At 59.6% G+C, this 14,242-nt stretch carries 17 protein-coding genes; 16 read left to right on the forward strand and 1 reads right to left on the reverse strand.

Translation table 11 applies throughout. From position 1 onward, the window contains the following. Positions 1-437 precede the first annotated feature (437 nt). Genes rluC through BW979_RS11545 form a run of 3 tightly spaced genes read left to right on the forward strand, consistent with a single transcriptional unit; the run spans position 438 to position 3,057 of the window. The gene (gene rluC, locus BW979_RS11535; RefSeq protein ID WP_047228192.1) at positions 438-1,394 is read left to right on the forward strand and encodes a 23S rRNA pseudouridine(955/2504/2580) synthase RluC; all 957 of its coding nucleotides are present in this window, start codon (positions 438-440) and stop codon (positions 1,392-1,394) included. Continuing rightward, a complete protein-coding gene (locus BW979_RS11540) occupies positions 1,384-2,046 on the forward strand; it encodes an HAD-IA family hydrolase (RefSeq protein ID WP_047228193.1) in 663 nt (220 codons plus the stop codon). The genes rluC and BW979_RS11540 overlap by 11 nt, the downstream gene beginning before the upstream one ends. A gap of 21 nt (positions 2,047-2,067) precedes the next feature. Beyond that, the gene (locus BW979_RS11545) at positions 2,068-3,057 is read left to right on the forward strand and encodes a S49 family peptidase (protein WP_076383829.1); all 990 of its coding nucleotides are present in this window, start codon (positions 2,068-2,070) and stop codon (positions 3,055-3,057) included. 157 nt (positions 3,058-3,214) lie between these two features. Here BW979_RS11545 and BW979_RS11550 read toward each other — a convergent pair whose 3' ends face one another. After that, positions 3,215-3,793 carry a Maf family protein gene (locus BW979_RS11550; RefSeq protein WP_076383830.1) on the reverse strand — a complete coding sequence of 193 codons (579 nt, stop codon included), beginning with the start codon at positions 3,791-3,793 and terminating at the stop codon, positions 3,215-3,217. A 105-nt stretch (positions 3,794-3,898) separates the two neighbouring features. Here BW979_RS11550 and BW979_RS11555 point away from each other — a divergent pair, with 105 nt between their 5' ends. The 13 genes from BW979_RS11555 (at position 3,899) to BW979_RS11615 (ending at position 13,988) form a co-directional block, all read left to right on the forward strand. Next, positions 3,899-4,426, forward strand: coding sequence for a YceD family protein (locus BW979_RS11555; RefSeq protein ID WP_003204262.1), 528 nt, complete (start codon positions 3,899-3,901; stop codon positions 4,424-4,426). Between the two features lie 13 nt (positions 4,427-4,439). Next, positions 4,440-4,622, forward strand: coding sequence for a 50S ribosomal protein L32 (gene rpmF, locus BW979_RS11560; protein WP_003179396.1), 183 nt, complete (start codon positions 4,440-4,442; stop codon positions 4,620-4,622). 3 nt (positions 4,623-4,625) lie between these two features. Then, positions 4,626-5,636 (forward strand): phosphate acyltransferase PlsX, encoded by a 1,011-nt coding sequence (plsX, locus tag BW979_RS11565; protein ID WP_076383831.1) that lies wholly within the window; start codon positions 4,626-4,628, stop codon positions 5,634-5,636. 123 nt (positions 5,637-5,759) lie between these two features. Then, positions 5,760-6,698 (forward strand): ACP S-malonyltransferase, encoded by a 939-nt coding sequence (gene fabD, locus BW979_RS11570; protein WP_076383832.1) that lies wholly within the window; start codon positions 5,760-5,762, stop codon positions 6,696-6,698. A 15-nt stretch (positions 6,699-6,713) separates the two neighbouring features. Further along, positions 6,714-7,457 (forward strand): 3-oxoacyl-ACP reductase FabG, encoded by a 744-nt coding sequence (fabG, locus tag BW979_RS11575; protein ID WP_047228198.1) that lies wholly within the window; start codon positions 6,714-6,716, stop codon positions 7,455-7,457. A gap of 191 nt (positions 7,458-7,648) precedes the next feature. Beyond that, the gene (gene acpP / locus BW979_RS11580; RefSeq protein ID WP_047228199.1) at positions 7,649-7,885 is read left to right on the forward strand and encodes an acyl carrier protein; all 237 of its coding nucleotides are present in this window, start codon (positions 7,649-7,651) and stop codon (positions 7,883-7,885) included. A gap of 109 nt (positions 7,886-7,994) precedes the next feature. Next, positions 7,995-9,239: a beta-ketoacyl-ACP synthase II gene (gene fabF, locus BW979_RS11585; protein WP_047228200.1), complete on the forward strand. Its 1,245-nt coding sequence runs from the start codon at positions 7,995-7,997 to the stop codon at positions 9,237-9,239. Then, positions 9,239-10,054, forward strand: coding sequence for an aminodeoxychorismate lyase (gene pabC, locus BW979_RS11590; RefSeq protein ID WP_047228201.1), 816 nt, complete (start codon positions 9,239-9,241; stop codon positions 10,052-10,054). The genes fabF and pabC overlap by 1 nt, the downstream gene beginning before the upstream one ends. Before the next feature lie 3 nt (positions 10,055-10,057). Beyond that, the gene (gene mltG / locus BW979_RS11595; protein ID WP_076383833.1) at positions 10,058-11,152 is read left to right on the forward strand and encodes an endolytic transglycosylase MltG; all 1,095 of its coding nucleotides are present in this window, start codon (positions 10,058-10,060) and stop codon (positions 11,150-11,152) included. Positions 11,153-11,171: 19 nt separating this feature from the next. Continuing rightward, positions 11,172-11,804 carry a dTMP kinase gene (tmk, locus tag BW979_RS11600; RefSeq protein WP_047228202.1) on the forward strand — a complete coding sequence of 211 codons (633 nt, stop codon included), beginning with the start codon at positions 11,172-11,174 and terminating at the stop codon, positions 11,802-11,804. Then, the gene (locus tag BW979_RS11605; RefSeq protein ID WP_076383834.1) at positions 11,797-12,783 is read left to right on the forward strand and encodes a DNA polymerase III subunit delta'; all 987 of its coding nucleotides are present in this window, start codon (positions 11,797-11,799) and stop codon (positions 12,781-12,783) included. The genes tmk and BW979_RS11605 overlap by 8 nt, the downstream gene beginning before the upstream one ends. 42 nt (positions 12,784-12,825) lie before the next feature. After that, positions 12,826-13,182: a PilZ domain-containing protein gene (locus BW979_RS11610; RefSeq protein WP_047228204.1), complete on the forward strand. Its 357-nt coding sequence runs from the start codon at positions 12,826-12,828 to the stop codon at positions 13,180-13,182. Between the two features lie 11 nt (positions 13,183-13,193). Continuing rightward, the gene (locus tag BW979_RS11615; protein ID WP_047228205.1) at positions 13,194-13,988 is read left to right on the forward strand and encodes a TatD family hydrolase; all 795 of its coding nucleotides are present in this window, start codon (positions 13,194-13,196) and stop codon (positions 13,986-13,988) included. The last annotated feature ends 254 nt before the right edge of the window (positions 13,989-14,242 follow it).

The raw sequence follows: 14,242 nt of genomic DNA on the forward strand, positions 1-14,242 counted from the left end.
CTCCACCCTACACGTATCCCTGATAATCGGGTGCTGCCGCGCGCAGAATCCGCAGCGGGTTGGCATTTACCGTGAGCTCCGAAAGGGGAGGTCACGCATCATGGCTAATTTAGGCGTTGTTTCCGAAGCTCTCGCTCGGGGTCGTCTACCGGTGACTGCACTTTGTGAACTGGCCGTGAATGTGGCGCGCAAGGCGAGTCAAAACTCTGCTTTGCCGCGTATTTCAGGCCTCATGTCACCTGCGCTCGTTACACCTGCAAACTCTGCCGTTATCTAGCAAAAGCCCCGTAGGACGGCCTCTCGTCCTCGTGAATTGCGTTGGTCAGGGCCGGTTTTTGACCGTTAGTCCGCTGTCCGGCCGCTTTTGGCGGCGTTCGCGACTATAGCAGCAATGATTAAGTGCTTCAATTCCATAAAAAATTGTTATCATCGCCGCCATGACGACTACTGCCCCTTCGACCCCTGGCGTTCAACTGCTCGAGGTCTCGCCGGAATATGCCGGCCAACGAATCGATAACTTCCTTCTAGCCCGACTCAAAGGCGTGCCCAAGACCTTGATCTATCGCATTTTGCGCAAGGGTGAAGTGCGGGTGAACAAAGGTCGGATCAAGCCCGAATACAAGCTTCAGGCGGGCGATATCGTGCGCGTGCCGCCGGTTCGCGTGCCCGAGCGCGATGAGCCCGTGCCCCTGGCCCAAGGCCTGTTGCAGCGCCTGGAAGCCTCGATCGTCTTCGAAGACAAGGCGCTGATCGTGCTCAACAAGCCTGCGGGCATTGCGGTTCACGGCGGCAGCGGCCTGAATTTCGGCGTGATCGAGGCCTTTCGTCAGTTGCGCCCCGACGCCAAGGAGCTGGAGTTGGTCCATCGCCTGGATCGCGACACCTCCGGCCTGCTGATGATCGCCAAGAAACGCAGCATGTTGCGGCATTTGCATGAGCAATTGCGCGGCGATGGCGTCGACAAGCGCTACATGGCGCTGGTGCGGGGACGTTGGGATACCTCCATCAAGCAAGTTCGGGCGCCGTTGCTCAAGAGCAACCTGCGTTCCGGCGAGCGCATGGTGGAAGTCAACGAAGAAGGCAAGGAGGCCCTGACAGTGTTCAAGGTCCTGCGCCGCTTCGGTGATTTCGCCACCATGGTCGAGGCCAAGCCGGTGACTGGCCGCACCCACCAGATTCGCGTCCATACGCTACATGCCGGGCATTGCATCGCTGGGGACAGCAAGTACGGCGATGACGACTTCACCCGGGAAATCCGTGATCTTGGTGGCAAACGCCTGTTTCTCCATGCCTACATGTTGACCGTGCCGTTGCCCGATGGTGGTGAGCTGAAATTGCAGGCTCCGGTGGATGAAATGTGGGCCAAGACCGTGGAGCGGTTGAGTGCATCCTGAATACAAGCTGCTGATCTTCGATTGGGATGGCACTCTGGCGAACTCCATCGGTCGGATCGTGGAGGCAATGCATGCCGCCTCTGATCGTGCAGGTTTTGCCAGGTGTGATGATTTTGCCGTGAAGGGCATCATCGGCCTCGGCTTGCCGGAAGCGATCCGCAGTCTGTACCCGGAGATCAGTGACCCTGAGCTGCTGGTTTTTCGCCAGTATTACGCTGATCACTACATTGCGCTGGAGGCTGAGCCTTCGCCGTTGTTTGACGGTGTGGTAGACACTCTTGAAACCTTGAGGGGCGAGGGGTATCGCTTGGCTGTCGCCACCGGCAAGGCGCGTCGCGGGCTGGATCGGGTGCTGAAATCCCATGGCTGGGACGATTATTTCGATATCACCCGGGCTGCGGACGAAACGGCCAGTAAGCCGCATCCGCTGATGCTCGAGCAAATCCTGGCTCACTGCGGCATGCAGCCGGAACAGGCGTTGATGGTGGGGGATTCCTCGTTCGACCTGCAGATGGCGCGCAACGCCGGTATGGGGTCGGTTGCGGTGAGTTACGGCGCGCAGACGATCGCGGCGCTGCAAGCCTTCGAACCGCAGTTGGCGATCGATCATTTTCCTGAGTTGCACGCCTGGCTGAGCCGGCGGGCCAATTAAGTTTTTGCTGGGGATACTTGCATGACCGACGAATGGAAGGCACCGGCCAAGGCGAGCGCCGAGAACGGTGACGACAAAAGCTGGAAGCTGTTGGAGAAGACCTTGCTGGCCGGTGTGCAGGAGCAGCGTCGTTCCCGCCGCTGGGGCATTTTCTTCAAGCTGCTGACGTTCGTTTATCTCTTTGTCGCGCTATTGCTGTTCACGCCCCTGTTCGACATGGAAAAAAGCGCCGTGCGGGGTTCTGCGTACACCGCATTGATCGACATCGAAGGCATGATTGCCCATAAGGAGCCTGCCAGCGCGGACAATATCGTCGGTAGCCTGCGGGCTGCTTTCGAAGATCCCAAGGTCAAGGGTGTGATATTGCGCATCAACAGTCCGGGTGGCAGCCCGGTGCAGTCGGGTTATGTCTATGACGAGATCGTCCGGTTGCGCGCGTTGCACCCGAACACCAAGGTCTACGCGGTCATTTCCGATCTGGGGGCTTCCGGTGCTTACTATATTGCCAGCGCGGCCGATCAGATCTATGCCGACAAGGCGAGCCTGGTGGGCTCCATTGGCGTGACGGCGGCCGGCTACGGTTTTGTCGGGACGATGGAGAAACTGGGCGTGGAGCGTCGGGTGTACACCTCCGGCGAGCATAAGTCGTTCCTTGATCCGTTCCAGCCGCAAAAACCTGAAGAAACCGCGTTTTGGCAGGGTGTGCTCGACACGACCCACAAGCAATTCATTGCCAGTGTCAAAAAAGGCCGGGGTGAGCGCCTCAAAGACAAGGAGCATCCCGAGCTGTTCTCTGGGCTGGTCTGGTCTGGGGAGCAGGCCTTGCCGCTGGGCTTGATCGATGGCCTGGGCAGCGCCAGTTCGGTGGCGCGGGACGTGATTGGCGAAAAAGAGCTGGTGGATTTCACCATCGAAGAGTCGCCGTTTGATCGCTTCTCGAAGAAGCTGGGAGCGAGCATTGCCGAGCATCTGGCGATGTGGATGGGGTTCCAGGGGCCGGCATTGCGCTAGTTCGTTGGTTTGCGCGATCCCCTGTGGCTTGGCTGTGGGGGGCAAAGTTTGCTCGCGATGAGCGATAACCCGGCTGGTCTGCATCATCGCAGCGCCTGCATCGCGGGCAAGCCTTGCTCCCACAAATAAATGCCCTCGCTACACGTTGTATGTTGGCTTAGGGAACCTGCACGCCCTCGGCCAGCAACATATCCACAAGGCGAATCAGTGGCAGGCCAACCAGGCTGGTGGCGTCTGGCCCTTCCGTGCTCTGGAACAGGCTCACGCCAAGCCCTTCGGCCTTGAAGCTGCCCGCGCAGTCATAAGGTTGCTCGGCCAGCAGGTAGCGTTCGATGCGTGCAGGGTCCAGCGTGCGCATGTGGACGGTAAACGGAACACAATCGACCTGGCAGGTGCCGGTCTGGCTGTTAAGCACCGCCAGGCCGGTCAGAAAGCTGACCCGGGCCCCGCTCGCGGCCAGCAGTTGTTCGCGGGCGTTCTCGAATGTATGGGGCTTGCCCAGGATGCGCTCGCCGAGCACGGCCACCTGGTCCGAACCGATGATCAGATGCGCCGGATGGCTGCTCGCCAGGGCCTGGGCTTTTTCCCGGGCCAAGCGTTTTACCAGGTCGAGTGCTGGCTCGTCAGGTCGACGGCTTTCGTCGATGTCCGGTGAGCTGCAGACGAACGGTAGCCCCAGACGGGCAAGCAATTGCCGGCGATACACTGAGCTTGAGGCGAGTAATAAAGGCAGCATGGGCATCTCCAAAAGGCAGGGGCGAATTCTAGCGAGGCGCGCAAGTGACGGACAGGGCTGAATTTCCTTTGACATGGCCGGGTGCATCCCTATAATGCTGCGCCTATGTTGAATGACCCGATTCCACCTCACGTTGACCCGCGCAAATTGGCTGACCGTGGCACCACCCTTCAAGGTGAACTGCTGCTGGCCGATTTGAAGAGACTCTGCGACCCGCTTTCCGACGATGTCGGTACGGTCCAGGCCAAATTCGTTTTTGAACGAGATGAACGTAAATCTGTGGTAATCCACAGCTTTATCGACACTGAAGTCAAAATGGTTTGCCAGCGTTGTCTTGAGCTGGTCACCCTGCCGATCCACAGCGAATGCAGTTATGCCGTGGTGAAGGAGGGTGCGAATACCCAGTCGTTACCGAAAGGTTATGACGTGCTGGAACTGGGCGAAGATCCATTGGATCTGCAGTCACTGATCGAGGAGGAGCTTCTGCTCGCCTTGCCCATTGTGCCTGCTCATCATCCGGAAGAATGCCAGCAGCCGGCGGGAGCAGATGAGCCCGAACCGAGCGAGGACGAGGTAACGCGGTCCAACCCGTTCAGTGTATTGGCGCAGTTAAAGCGTGACCCAAACGTTTAGGAGTTAATCAATTATGGCTGTTCAGCAGAACAAAAAATCCCGCTCTGCCCGTGACATGCGCCGTTCGCACGACGCTCTCGAGGCTAGCACCCTGTCTGTAGAAAAAACCACCGGTGAAGTTCACCTGCGTCACCACGTATCGCCAGAAGGCGTATACCGTGGTCGTAAAGTGATCGACAAGGGCGCTGACGAGTAATCCTTGTCCGCTCAAGTCATCGCGATTGACGCAATGGGCGGGGACTTCGGTCCCCGCAGCATTGTTCAGGCCAGCCTTGCTTGTCTGAATGCTACACCCTCGTTGCACCTGACCCTCGTCGGTCAACCCTCCCTTCTAGAAGAAATGCTCAACGGCCAATCGGCTGTGGATCGTTCGCGCCTGACGATCGCACCTGCGTCCGAAGTCATCACCATGGACGAAAAACCTGCCCAGGTCCTGCGTGGCAAGCCTGACGCCTCGATGCGTGTAGCCCTTGAGCTGCTGCGCGATGGCAAGGTCCAGGCGTGTGTCAGTGCAGGCAATACCGGTGCACTGATGGCGCTGTCGCGTTACGTGCTCAAGACCTTGCCGGGCATCGACCGGCCGGCGATGGTTGCGGCCATCCCCACCCAGCGTGGTTTTTGCCAGCTCCTTGATCTGGGCGCCAACGTCGATTGCAGTGCCGAGCATCTACTGCAATTTGCAGTGATGGGCTCGGTAGCGGCTGAAACCCTGGGTATCGTGCGCCCTCGTGTAGCGCTGCTGAACATCGGTACCGAAGACATCAAGGGTAACCAGCAAGTCAAGCTGGCAGCCACGTTGTTGCAGGCTGCGCGAGGTATCAATTACATCGGCTTCGTTGAGGGCGATGGATTGTACCGGGGTGAGGCGGACGTGGTGGTGTGTGACGGTTTTGTCGGCAATATTTTGCTCAAGTCCAGCGAAGGCCTGGCGACCATGATCGGGGCGCGTATCGAGAAGCTGTTCAGGCAGAACCTGGCCTCGCGGATGGTCGGTGCCCTGGCGTTGCCGTTGATGCGTCGGTTGCAGGCGGACCTGGCACCGGCGCGGCATAACGGTGCAAGTTTTCTCGGGCTGCAGGGCATTGTGATCAAGAGTCATGGTTCGGCGGGCGTGCAGGGGTTTCAAAGTGCGATCAATCGCGCGCTGATCGAAATCCAGGAAAACCTGCCGGAGCGTCTTCATGGGCGCCTCGAAGATTTGTTAACTTAGGCGTTTTCGTCTGACAATGCTTAAATGTGACCGGTCGGTTCAAGCCGCCATCCAACTGTCAGTTTCCTAGCGCCCCCTGGGGCGTCAATTTTTGACGACAAGATCATTAGGGGCTTTGTTTTCATGTCTGCTTCTCTCGCATTCGTCTTTCCTGGGCAGGGTTCGCAGTCCCTCGGCATGCTTTCCGAGCTGGGCGCGCAATACCCGTTGATCCTCGAAACATTCAAAGAAGCTTCCGATGCTCTGGGCTATGACCTGTGGGCACTGACCCAGCAAGGGCCGGAAGAGCAACTCAATCAAACCGACAAAACCCAGCCGGCCATCCTGACCGCCTCGATCGCACTCTGGCGCCTCTGGCTGGCCGAGGGCGGTGCGCGTCCGGCGTTCGTTGCCGGACACAGCCTGGGCGAATACAGCGCTCTGGTGGCTGCTGGCAGTCTGAGCCTGGGTGACGCGGTGAAGCTCGTGGAGCGTCGTGGCCAGTTGATGCAGGAGGCCGTTCCGGCCGGGCAGGGCGGCATGGCTGCGATTCTCGGCCTGGAAGATGCCGATGTGCTGGCCGCCTGCGCCGAAGCCGCGCAAGGCGAAGTGGTCAGCGCTGTGAACTTCAACTCACCGGGCCAGGTGGTGATTGCCGGTGCCAAGGATGCTGTGGAGCGCGCCATTGAAGGGTGCAAGAGCCGTGGTGCCAAGCGTGCCATGCCGTTGCCCGTCAGCGTGCCGTCGCACTGCGAACTGATGCGTCCGGCCGCTGAGCGTTTTGCCGAGTCTATCGCTGCCATTGACTGGCAGGCGCCACAGATTCCAGTGGTACAGAACGTCAGTGCCGATGTGGCTGCGGATCTTGAGACCCTCAAGCGTGATCTGCTGGAGCAACTCTACAAACCGGTTCGCTGGGTCGAATCGGTGCAGACCCTGGCGGCCAAGGGCGCGACCGAACTGGTCGAGTGCGGTCCTGGTAAAGTGCTGGCCGGTCTGAACAAACGCTGCGCCGAAGGCGTATCGACTTCCAATCTCAATACCCCAGATGCTTTCGCTGCCGCCCGTGCAGCGCAGGCCTGAACAGGAGAAGCTTGCATGAGTCTGCAAGGTAAAGTTGCACTGGTGACCGGTGCAAGCCGTGGCATCGGCCAGGCCATTGCCCTGGAACTGGGTCGTCAAGGCGCCATCGTTGTTGGTACCGCGACTTCCGCTTCGGGCGCCGAGCGCATCGCCGCTACCCTGAAGGAAAACGACATCCAAGGCACCGGTCTTGAACTGAACGTCACCAGCGATGAATCCGTTGCGGCGGTGCTGGCAAGCATTCAGGAACAGTTCGGTGCGCCGGCAATCCTGGTCAATAATGCCGGCATCACCCGCGATAACCTGATGATGCGCATGAAAGATGACGAATGGTTCGACGTGATCGATACCAACCTGAACAGCCTGTACCGGCTGTCCAAGGGCGTTCTGCGTGGCATGACCAAGGCTCGCTGGGGTCGAATTATCAGTATCGGTTCGGTTGTGGGTGCCATGGGCAACGCAGGCCAAGTAAACTATGCTGCGGCCAAAGCCGGTCTGGAAGGTTTCAGTCGTGCGCTGGCGCGTGAAGTGGGTTCGCGTTCGATTACGGTAAACTCGGTAGCCCCGGGTTTCATCGATACCGACATGACCCGTGAACTGCCGCAAGCGCAACGTGAAGCCTTGTTGACACAAATTCCGCTGGGTCGTCTGGGGCAAGCTCAAGAAATCGCGTCCGTGGTCGCTTTTCTTGCGTCGGATGGTGCGGCATACGTGACTGGGGCTACAATCCCGGTAAACGGCGGGATGTACATGAGTTAAATGTGACGGATTGCTTCAAAAAAATGTCATACGAGCTGTCTAAAATCCGTTATAAAGCTGCAATCTATTTATAGGCGGCGGGCTGCAGGGTTTGAGGAGTGAAGCTTTCGGTTGAAAAACCGAAAAGTCTTTCTATACACTTACCCACCGGCCAGCTGCCTGAATTTGTCCATTAGGAGTGAAAACAAGGTATGAGCACCATCGAAGAGCGCGTCAAGAAAATCGTTGCCGAGCAACTGGGCGTCAAAGAAGAAGAAGTGAAGAACGAAGCTGCCTTCGTTGAAGACCTGGGTGCCGACTCCCTTGACACCGTTGAGCTGGTGATGGCTCTGGAAGAGGAATTCGAGACCGAAATCCCTGACGAAGAAGCTGAAAAAATCACTACTGTTCAGCTGGCTATCGACTACATCAATAAGCATCAGGCTTAATTATTTTTAGTCGTCGCTAGCTGTCATGGAAAAACCGCACTGCCATCATGGCGTGCGGTTTTTTCTTTAGGCCTGATGCAAAGTCGTCATTAGAATAAAGGAGAGTGCTGTGTCGCGTAGACGCGTCGTAGTCACCGGTATGGGTATGTTGTCGCCACTGGGCACGGATGTGCCGAGCAGTTGGCAGGGCATTCTGGCTGGCCGTAGTGGCATTGGTCTGATCGAACACACCGACCTTTCTGCCTATTCCACCCGTTTTGGCGGCTCGGTAAAGGGTTTCAATGTCGAGGAGTACCTGTCGGTCAAAGAGGCCCGCAAGCTCGACCTGTTCATTCAATACGGCCTGGCAGCCGGATTCCAGGCCGTACGTAATGCCGGTCTTGAAGTCACCGATGCCAACCGTGAACGTATCGGCGTGGCCATGGGGTCGGGTATTGGCGGCTTGACCAATATCGAAGAAACCAGCCGTACGCTGCACGAGTCGGGGCCGCGACGGATTTCTCCGTTCTTTGTGCCGGGCTCGATCATCAATATGATTTCCGGTTTCCTGTCCATCCACCTGGGTGTGCAGGGGCCTAACTACGCTATTGCTACGGCGTGTACCACGGGCACCCACTGCATTGGCATGGCCGCGCGCAACATCATGTACGACGAGGCCGACGTGATGATTGCCGGCGGCGCCGAGATGGCGGCCTGCGGGCTGGGCATGGGTGGCTTCGGCGCATCCCGTGCGCTGTCGACCCGCAACGACGAACCGAGCCGCGCCAGTCGGCCGTGGGACAAGGGCCGAGACGGCTTCGTATTGTCCGACGGTTCCGGTGCGCTGGTACTCGAAGAGCTGGAGCATGCCAAGGCGCGCGGCGCGACCATTTATGCCGAGCTGATTGGCTTTGGCACCAGTGGCGATGCCTACCACATGACCTCGCCACCCGCCGACGGTGCCGGTGCTGCCCGCTGCATCACCAACGCACTGCGTGACGCGAAGGTCAACGCCGAGCAGGTGCAGTACATCAATGCCCATGGCACTTCGACCCCGGCGGGCGATCTTGCCGAGGCCCAGGCCATCAAGACCGTGTTCGGTGAGCACGCCTACAAACTGGCGGTCAGCTCGACCAAGTCCATGACCGGCCACTTGCTGGGTGCCGCGGGCGCGGTGGAAGCGATCTTCAGCGTACTGGCGATCAACAGCCAGGTCGCGCCACCGACCATCAACCTTGACGAGCCGGACGAAGGCTGCGATCTGGACTTCGTGCCACACACGGCGCGTGGCATGGACATCGATGTGGTGCTGTCCAACTCCTTCGGCTTTGGCGGTACCAACGGCTCGCTGGTGTTCCGCCGGTTCGCTGGTTGATGGAAAGCTGGGTCGACGGTCAGCCTGCCGACGTTCTGTCGCTCAAGGACCGCGGCCTGGCTTACGGCGATGGGTTGTTTGAAACCATCGCTGTGCGCAATGGCAAACCGGTGTTGCCTGAGCGTCACCTGCAGCGTCTGGCGCTAGGTTGTCAGCGGTTGACGCTCCAGGTTGACATGGGGGCGTTGGAGGCTGAGTTGCGCGCCTACGCGCAATGCCTGGGTGACGGCGTGCTTAAGTTGATCGTGACCCGCGGTGATGGTCTTCGCGGTTATGGCGCTGATCCCTCGGCGCCGTCCCGGCGCATCCTGCAGGGCAGTCCGCCGGCCGCCTATCCTCCAGTGCATGCCGAGCAGGGCGTTCGCCTGTTTCCCTGTGCCACCCGCCTGTCCGAGCAACCCTTGCTGGCCGGTCTCAAGCACCTCAATCGTCTTGAACAAGTGATGGCCCGCGCCGAATGGCGCGATGCCGAGCACGCCGAAGGCTTGATGCTGGACACGTCCGGGCGAGTGATCGAAGGCGTCTTCAGTAACCTCTTTCTGGTGCGCGATGGTGAATTGGTCACGGCGGACCTGAGCCGTTGTGGCGTGGCTGGCGTGATGCGGGCCGAATTATTGTATCAAGCCGAGTCTCAAGGCATCGCCACGCACATCACCGACATCCGCCTCGAACAGCTGCACCAGGCCGACGAAGTCTTCGTCTGCAATAGCGTTTATGGCGTATGGCCGGTACGTGCATGCGGTTCGGCGCGCTGGTCGACCGGGCCGCTCACCCGTAAACTGCAGACCCTTGCCCGCACGCTATTGGATGTTTGATTCGTGAGACGTAAATTCTTGCTTCTGCTGGAAACCGGACTGGTTCTGGCGGTGCTGCTGTTGGGCACTTGCGCCTGGAAAATTCATTCGGCGTTGCAACAACCGCTGAACATCACCCAGGAAGAACTGCTGGACGTCCCCAACGGGACCACCCCCACCGGAACCCTCAAGCGCCTCGAAGCGGACGGCCTGATCAAGGACGCTTTCTGGTTGCGCGTCTATTGGCGCTTCAATCTGGCCGGCCAACCGTTGCATTCCGGTGAGTACCGGATGGTGCCGGGCATGACAATGGAAAGCCTGATCGAGGTCTGGAAGCGCGGGGAAGTGGTGCAGTACAGCGTCACCCTGGTGGAGGGGTGGAATTTTCGCCAAGTTCGCGCGGCGCTGGCCAAGGATGAAAAACTCCAGCAGACCCTCGCCGGTCTGAGTGACAGCGAAGTGATGGACCGCCTGGGTCATTCCGGGATATTCCCCGAGGGACGGTTCTTCCCGGACACCTATCGCTTCGTGCGTGGCACATCGGACGCTGACCTGCTGAAAATTGCCTACGACCGGCTCGAAGACGTGCTTGCCAAAGAGTGGGCGCAACGCGCCGCCGATTTACCTTACTCCCAGCCCTATCAGGCGCTGATCATGGCATCCCTGGTGGAAAAGGAAACCGGCGTGCCTGAGGAGCGTGGGCAGATCGCCGGTGTGTTCGTGCGCCGTATGCGCCTGGGCATGCTGTTGCAAACCGACCCTACCGTGATCTACGGGCTGGGCGAGCGCTACAACGGCAAACTCACCCGTGCTCACTTGCGGGAAGAAAACCCCTACAACACCTATCTGATTCCTGGCCTGCCGCCGACACCGATTGCGATGGTGGGGCGCGAGGCGATTCACGCCGCGTTGAACCCAGTTGCCGGCAACAGCCTTTACTTCGTCGCCCGTGGTGATGGTAGCCACGTGTTCTCCGATGACCTGGATGCGCACAATAACGCCGTGCGCGAATATCAGCTCAAGCGCCGAGCCGATTATCGCTCCAGTCCGGCCCCGACTGTGCCGGATGAGGAGCCTATCGACGAACCGAATGCCAGCGAGCCGCCGCGCTCGCAATGACTTTGTTTAAGGATCGCCCGTGACTGGCTTGTTTATAACGCTGGAAGGCCCTGAAGGCGCCGGCAAGAGCACCAACCGCGAATACCTGGCCGAACGCCTGCGAGCCGCCGGCATCGAGGTGGTGTTGACCCGCGAGCCCGGAGGTACACCGCTGGCCGAGCGGATTCGCGAGGTGCTGCTGGCGCCGATCGAAGAAGTCATGAACCCTGACACCGAGCTGTTGCTGGTGTTCGCCGCCCGGGCACAACACTTGGCCGAAGTGATTCGCCCGGCGCTGGCCCGTGGCGCGGTGGTGCTCTGCGATCGTTTTACCGATTCGACCTATGCCTATCAGGGCGGTGGAAGGGGCTTGTCCCTGGAGCGCATCGCCGCGCTGGAAACCTTCGTCCAGGGTGACCTGCGGCCGGACCTGACCCTGGTGTTCGATCTACCGGTGGAAATCGGCCTGGCCCGCGCCAGCGCCCGGGGCCGGCTGGATCGTTTCGAATTGGAAGGCCAGGCGTTCTTCAACGCGGTGCGCAATGCCTTTTTGAGTCGGGCCAAGGCCGATCCGGCGCGTTATCTGTTGATTGATGCCGCTCAGCCGTTGGCGCAAGTCCAGCAGGCGCTGGACGGTTTGTTGCCGCGTTTGTTGGAGCGTGCCCGTGGCTGAAGCCTATCCCTGGCAGGACGGACTCTGGCAGCAACTGGCCGGAAGGGCACAGCATGCCCATGCCTATCTGCTGCACGGCCCGGTCGGTATCGGTAAGCGGGCGTTGGCCGAGCGTCTGATGGCTAGCCTGCTTTGCCAGCGCCCGGATATCTCGAACGCGTGCGGTGAGTGCAAGTCCTGCCTGTTGCTCAAGGCCGGCAGTCATCCTGACAATTACGTGTTGGAACCGGAGGAGGCGGACAAGGCGATCAAGGTCGACCAGGTCCGGGATCTGGTCAGCTTCGTGGTCCAGACCTCGCAGATGGGCGGGCGCAAGGTGGTGCTGATCGAGCCGGTGGAATCGATGAACATCAATGCCGCCAACGCCTTGCTCAAGAGCCTTGAAGAGCCTTCCGGCGATACCGTGCTATTGCTGGTCAGTCACCAGCCGAGCCGCTTGCTGGCAACCATCAAAAGCCGTTGCGTACAGCAGGCCTGTCCGTTGCCCAGTGAGGCGATGAGCTTGAAGTGGTTGGCCGAGGCCTTGCCTGACAGCAGCGACGAAGAACGCGTCGAGTTGCTGACCCTTGCCGCCGGCTCGCCGTTGGCGGCCGTCAGCCTTCAGGCCCAGGGTGTGCGTGAACAACGGGCGCTGGTGGTGGATGGGGTGAAGAAGCTGCTTAAGCAGCAACAGTCTCCCACGCAACTGGCAGAAGGCTGGAACGCCATCCCGCTGCTTCTGCTGTTCGACTGGTTCTGTGACTGGTCGAGCCTGATCCTGCGCTACCAGCTCACCGAAGACGAAACCGGGCTGGGACTGGCGGACATGCGCAAGGTGATTCAGTACCTGGCGCAAAAAAGCAGCCAGGATAAAATCTTGAACATTCAGGACTGGATTCTTGCCCAGCGTCAGAAGGTGCTGAGCAAGGCGAACCTCAATCGGGTGCTGTTGCTCGAGGCGCTGTTGGTGCAATGGGCGAGTTTGCCTGGTCGAAACTGACAGACACTGCCTAAACTCAGCTCAATCGCAGCGGAGATCAGCATGAACGAACCTGTCAGTCCCGGGCCACGCAACGGCATCCTGTCCCTGACCATCAAGGACAAGTCGGTGCTCTACGCCGCCTACATGCCCTTCATCAAGAACGGCGGCCTGTTCATCCCCACCAACAAGAATTATCGCTTGGGCGATGAGGTGTTCATGCTCTTGAGCTTGATGGACGAAGCGGAGAAGATCCCGGTCGCCGGCAAGGTGATCTGGATGACGCCCAAAGGCGCCCAGGGTAACCGGGCTGCCGGTGTTGGTGTGCAGTTCAACGACGGCGACCATTCAGCCCGTAATCAGATCGAAACCCACCTGGCCGGAACCCTGAAATCCGACCGTCCCACCCATACGATGTAGCCCGGCCCTTTATGCTTGTAGATTCCCATTGTCACCTTGATCGTCTCGACCTCGCCGCCCACGACGGCTCCCTGGATGCTGCACTGGATGCCGCCCGCCAGCGTGGTGTGGGTCACTTCCTGTGCATCGGCGTCAGCGCCGACAATGCCGCCGACGTCAAAGCCCTGGCCGAACGCTATGCAGATGTCGATTGTTCAGTCGGCATCCATCCTCTGGACGTCCAGCCCGACGCTACGCCTGCCCTGGATTGGCTGTTGCGCGAGCTCGACCATCCACGGGTGGTCGCCATTGGCGAAACCGGCCTGGACTATCACTACGAACCGCAAGCCGCCGAGGTTCAGCAGGCTTCGTTCCGGCTGCATCTGGAGGCTGCGCAACAGACTGGCAAACCGGTGATCATCCACACCCGCGGCGCCCGGGCCGATACCCTGGCCTTGTTGCGTGACGCCGCGTTGCCACAGGCGGGGGTGCTGCATTGTTTCACCGAAGACTGGGACATGGCCAAGACCGCGCTGGACATGGGCTATTACATTTCCTTGTCCGGCATTGTCACGTTTCGCAATGCCGACGCGCTGCGGGATGTGGCCAGCAAAGTGCCGGCAGATCGCCTGTTGGTGGAAACCGACTCACCGTACCTTGCGCCGATTCCGTATCGTGGCAAGCCGAACCTTCCGCAATACGTGCGGGAAGTGGCGGAGTTCCTGGCGATGTTGCGGGGCGAGTCCTACGAGCGATTTGCCGAGCAGACTACGGAGAACTTCAAGCGGCTGTTTCCGCTGGCCCATGTCCGCGCGGTGTCTGCCTGAGTTTCAGGCAAAAAAAACCCGGGTTCTGGGGGGTGAATCCGGGTTAAGACCATTAGGAGTAAAACAAAGGCACGCGGTCCGTTGGTACCTTTACCGGCGCGTCACTTGGGGGAGATGTCGCGCCGACAGTTCAAGTATTGATCAGTATGCTGACGCGTCCAGTTTAGCCGGGCTGGTTTTTAAACAAATTTGGAATACGCTCGCTTCGGATAAGTTCTCACTGCCGTCAAAGCCAGTCGTTACGGTGCGGCGAA

Origin of the sequence: Pseudomonas sp. A214, assembly GCF_900156295.1 — a bacterium.
Lineage (GTDB): Bacteria > Pseudomonadota > Gammaproteobacteria > Pseudomonadales > Pseudomonadaceae > Aquipseudomonas > Aquipseudomonas rhizophila.

What these genes read in the sequence shown, in the direction of transcription:
- acpP (WP_047228199.1), top strand. Translation starts at nt 7,649, where the DNA reads ATGAGCACCATCGAAGAGCGCGTCAAGAAAATCGTTGCCGAGCAACTG.
- fabD (WP_076383832.1), top strand. Translation starts at nt 5,760, where the DNA reads ATGTCTGCTTCTCTCGCATTCGTCTTTCCTGGGCAGGGTTCGCAGTCC.
- pabC (WP_047228201.1), top strand. Translation starts at nt 9,239, where the DNA reads ATGGAAAGCTGGGTCGACGGTCAGCCTGCCGACGTTCTGTCGCTCAAG.
- rluC (WP_047228192.1), top strand. Translation starts at nt 438, where the DNA reads ATGACGACTACTGCCCCTTCGACCCCTGGCGTTCAACTGCTCGAGGTC.
- rpmF (WP_003179396.1), top strand. Translation starts at nt 4,440, where the DNA reads ATGGCTGTTCAGCAGAACAAAAAATCCCGCTCTGCCCGTGACATGCGC.
- BW979_RS11555 (WP_003204262.1), top strand. Translation starts at nt 3,899, where the DNA reads ATGTTGAATGACCCGATTCCACCTCACGTTGACCCGCGCAAATTGGCT.
- BW979_RS11610 (WP_047228204.1), top strand. Translation starts at nt 12,826, where the DNA reads ATGAACGAACCTGTCAGTCCCGGGCCACGCAACGGCATCCTGTCCCTG.
- fabG (WP_047228198.1), top strand. Translation starts at nt 6,714, where the DNA reads ATGAGTCTGCAAGGTAAAGTTGCACTGGTGACCGGTGCAAGCCGTGGC.
- BW979_RS11550 (WP_076383830.1), bottom strand. Translation starts at nt 3,793, where the DNA reads ATGCTGCCTTTATTACTCGCCTCAAGCTCAGTGTATCGCCGGCAATTG.
- BW979_RS11615 (WP_047228205.1), top strand. Translation starts at nt 13,194, where the DNA reads ATGCTTGTAGATTCCCATTGTCACCTTGATCGTCTCGACCTCGCCGCC.
- BW979_RS11545 (WP_076383829.1), top strand. Translation starts at nt 2,068, where the DNA reads ATGACCGACGAATGGAAGGCACCGGCCAAGGCGAGCGCCGAGAACGGT.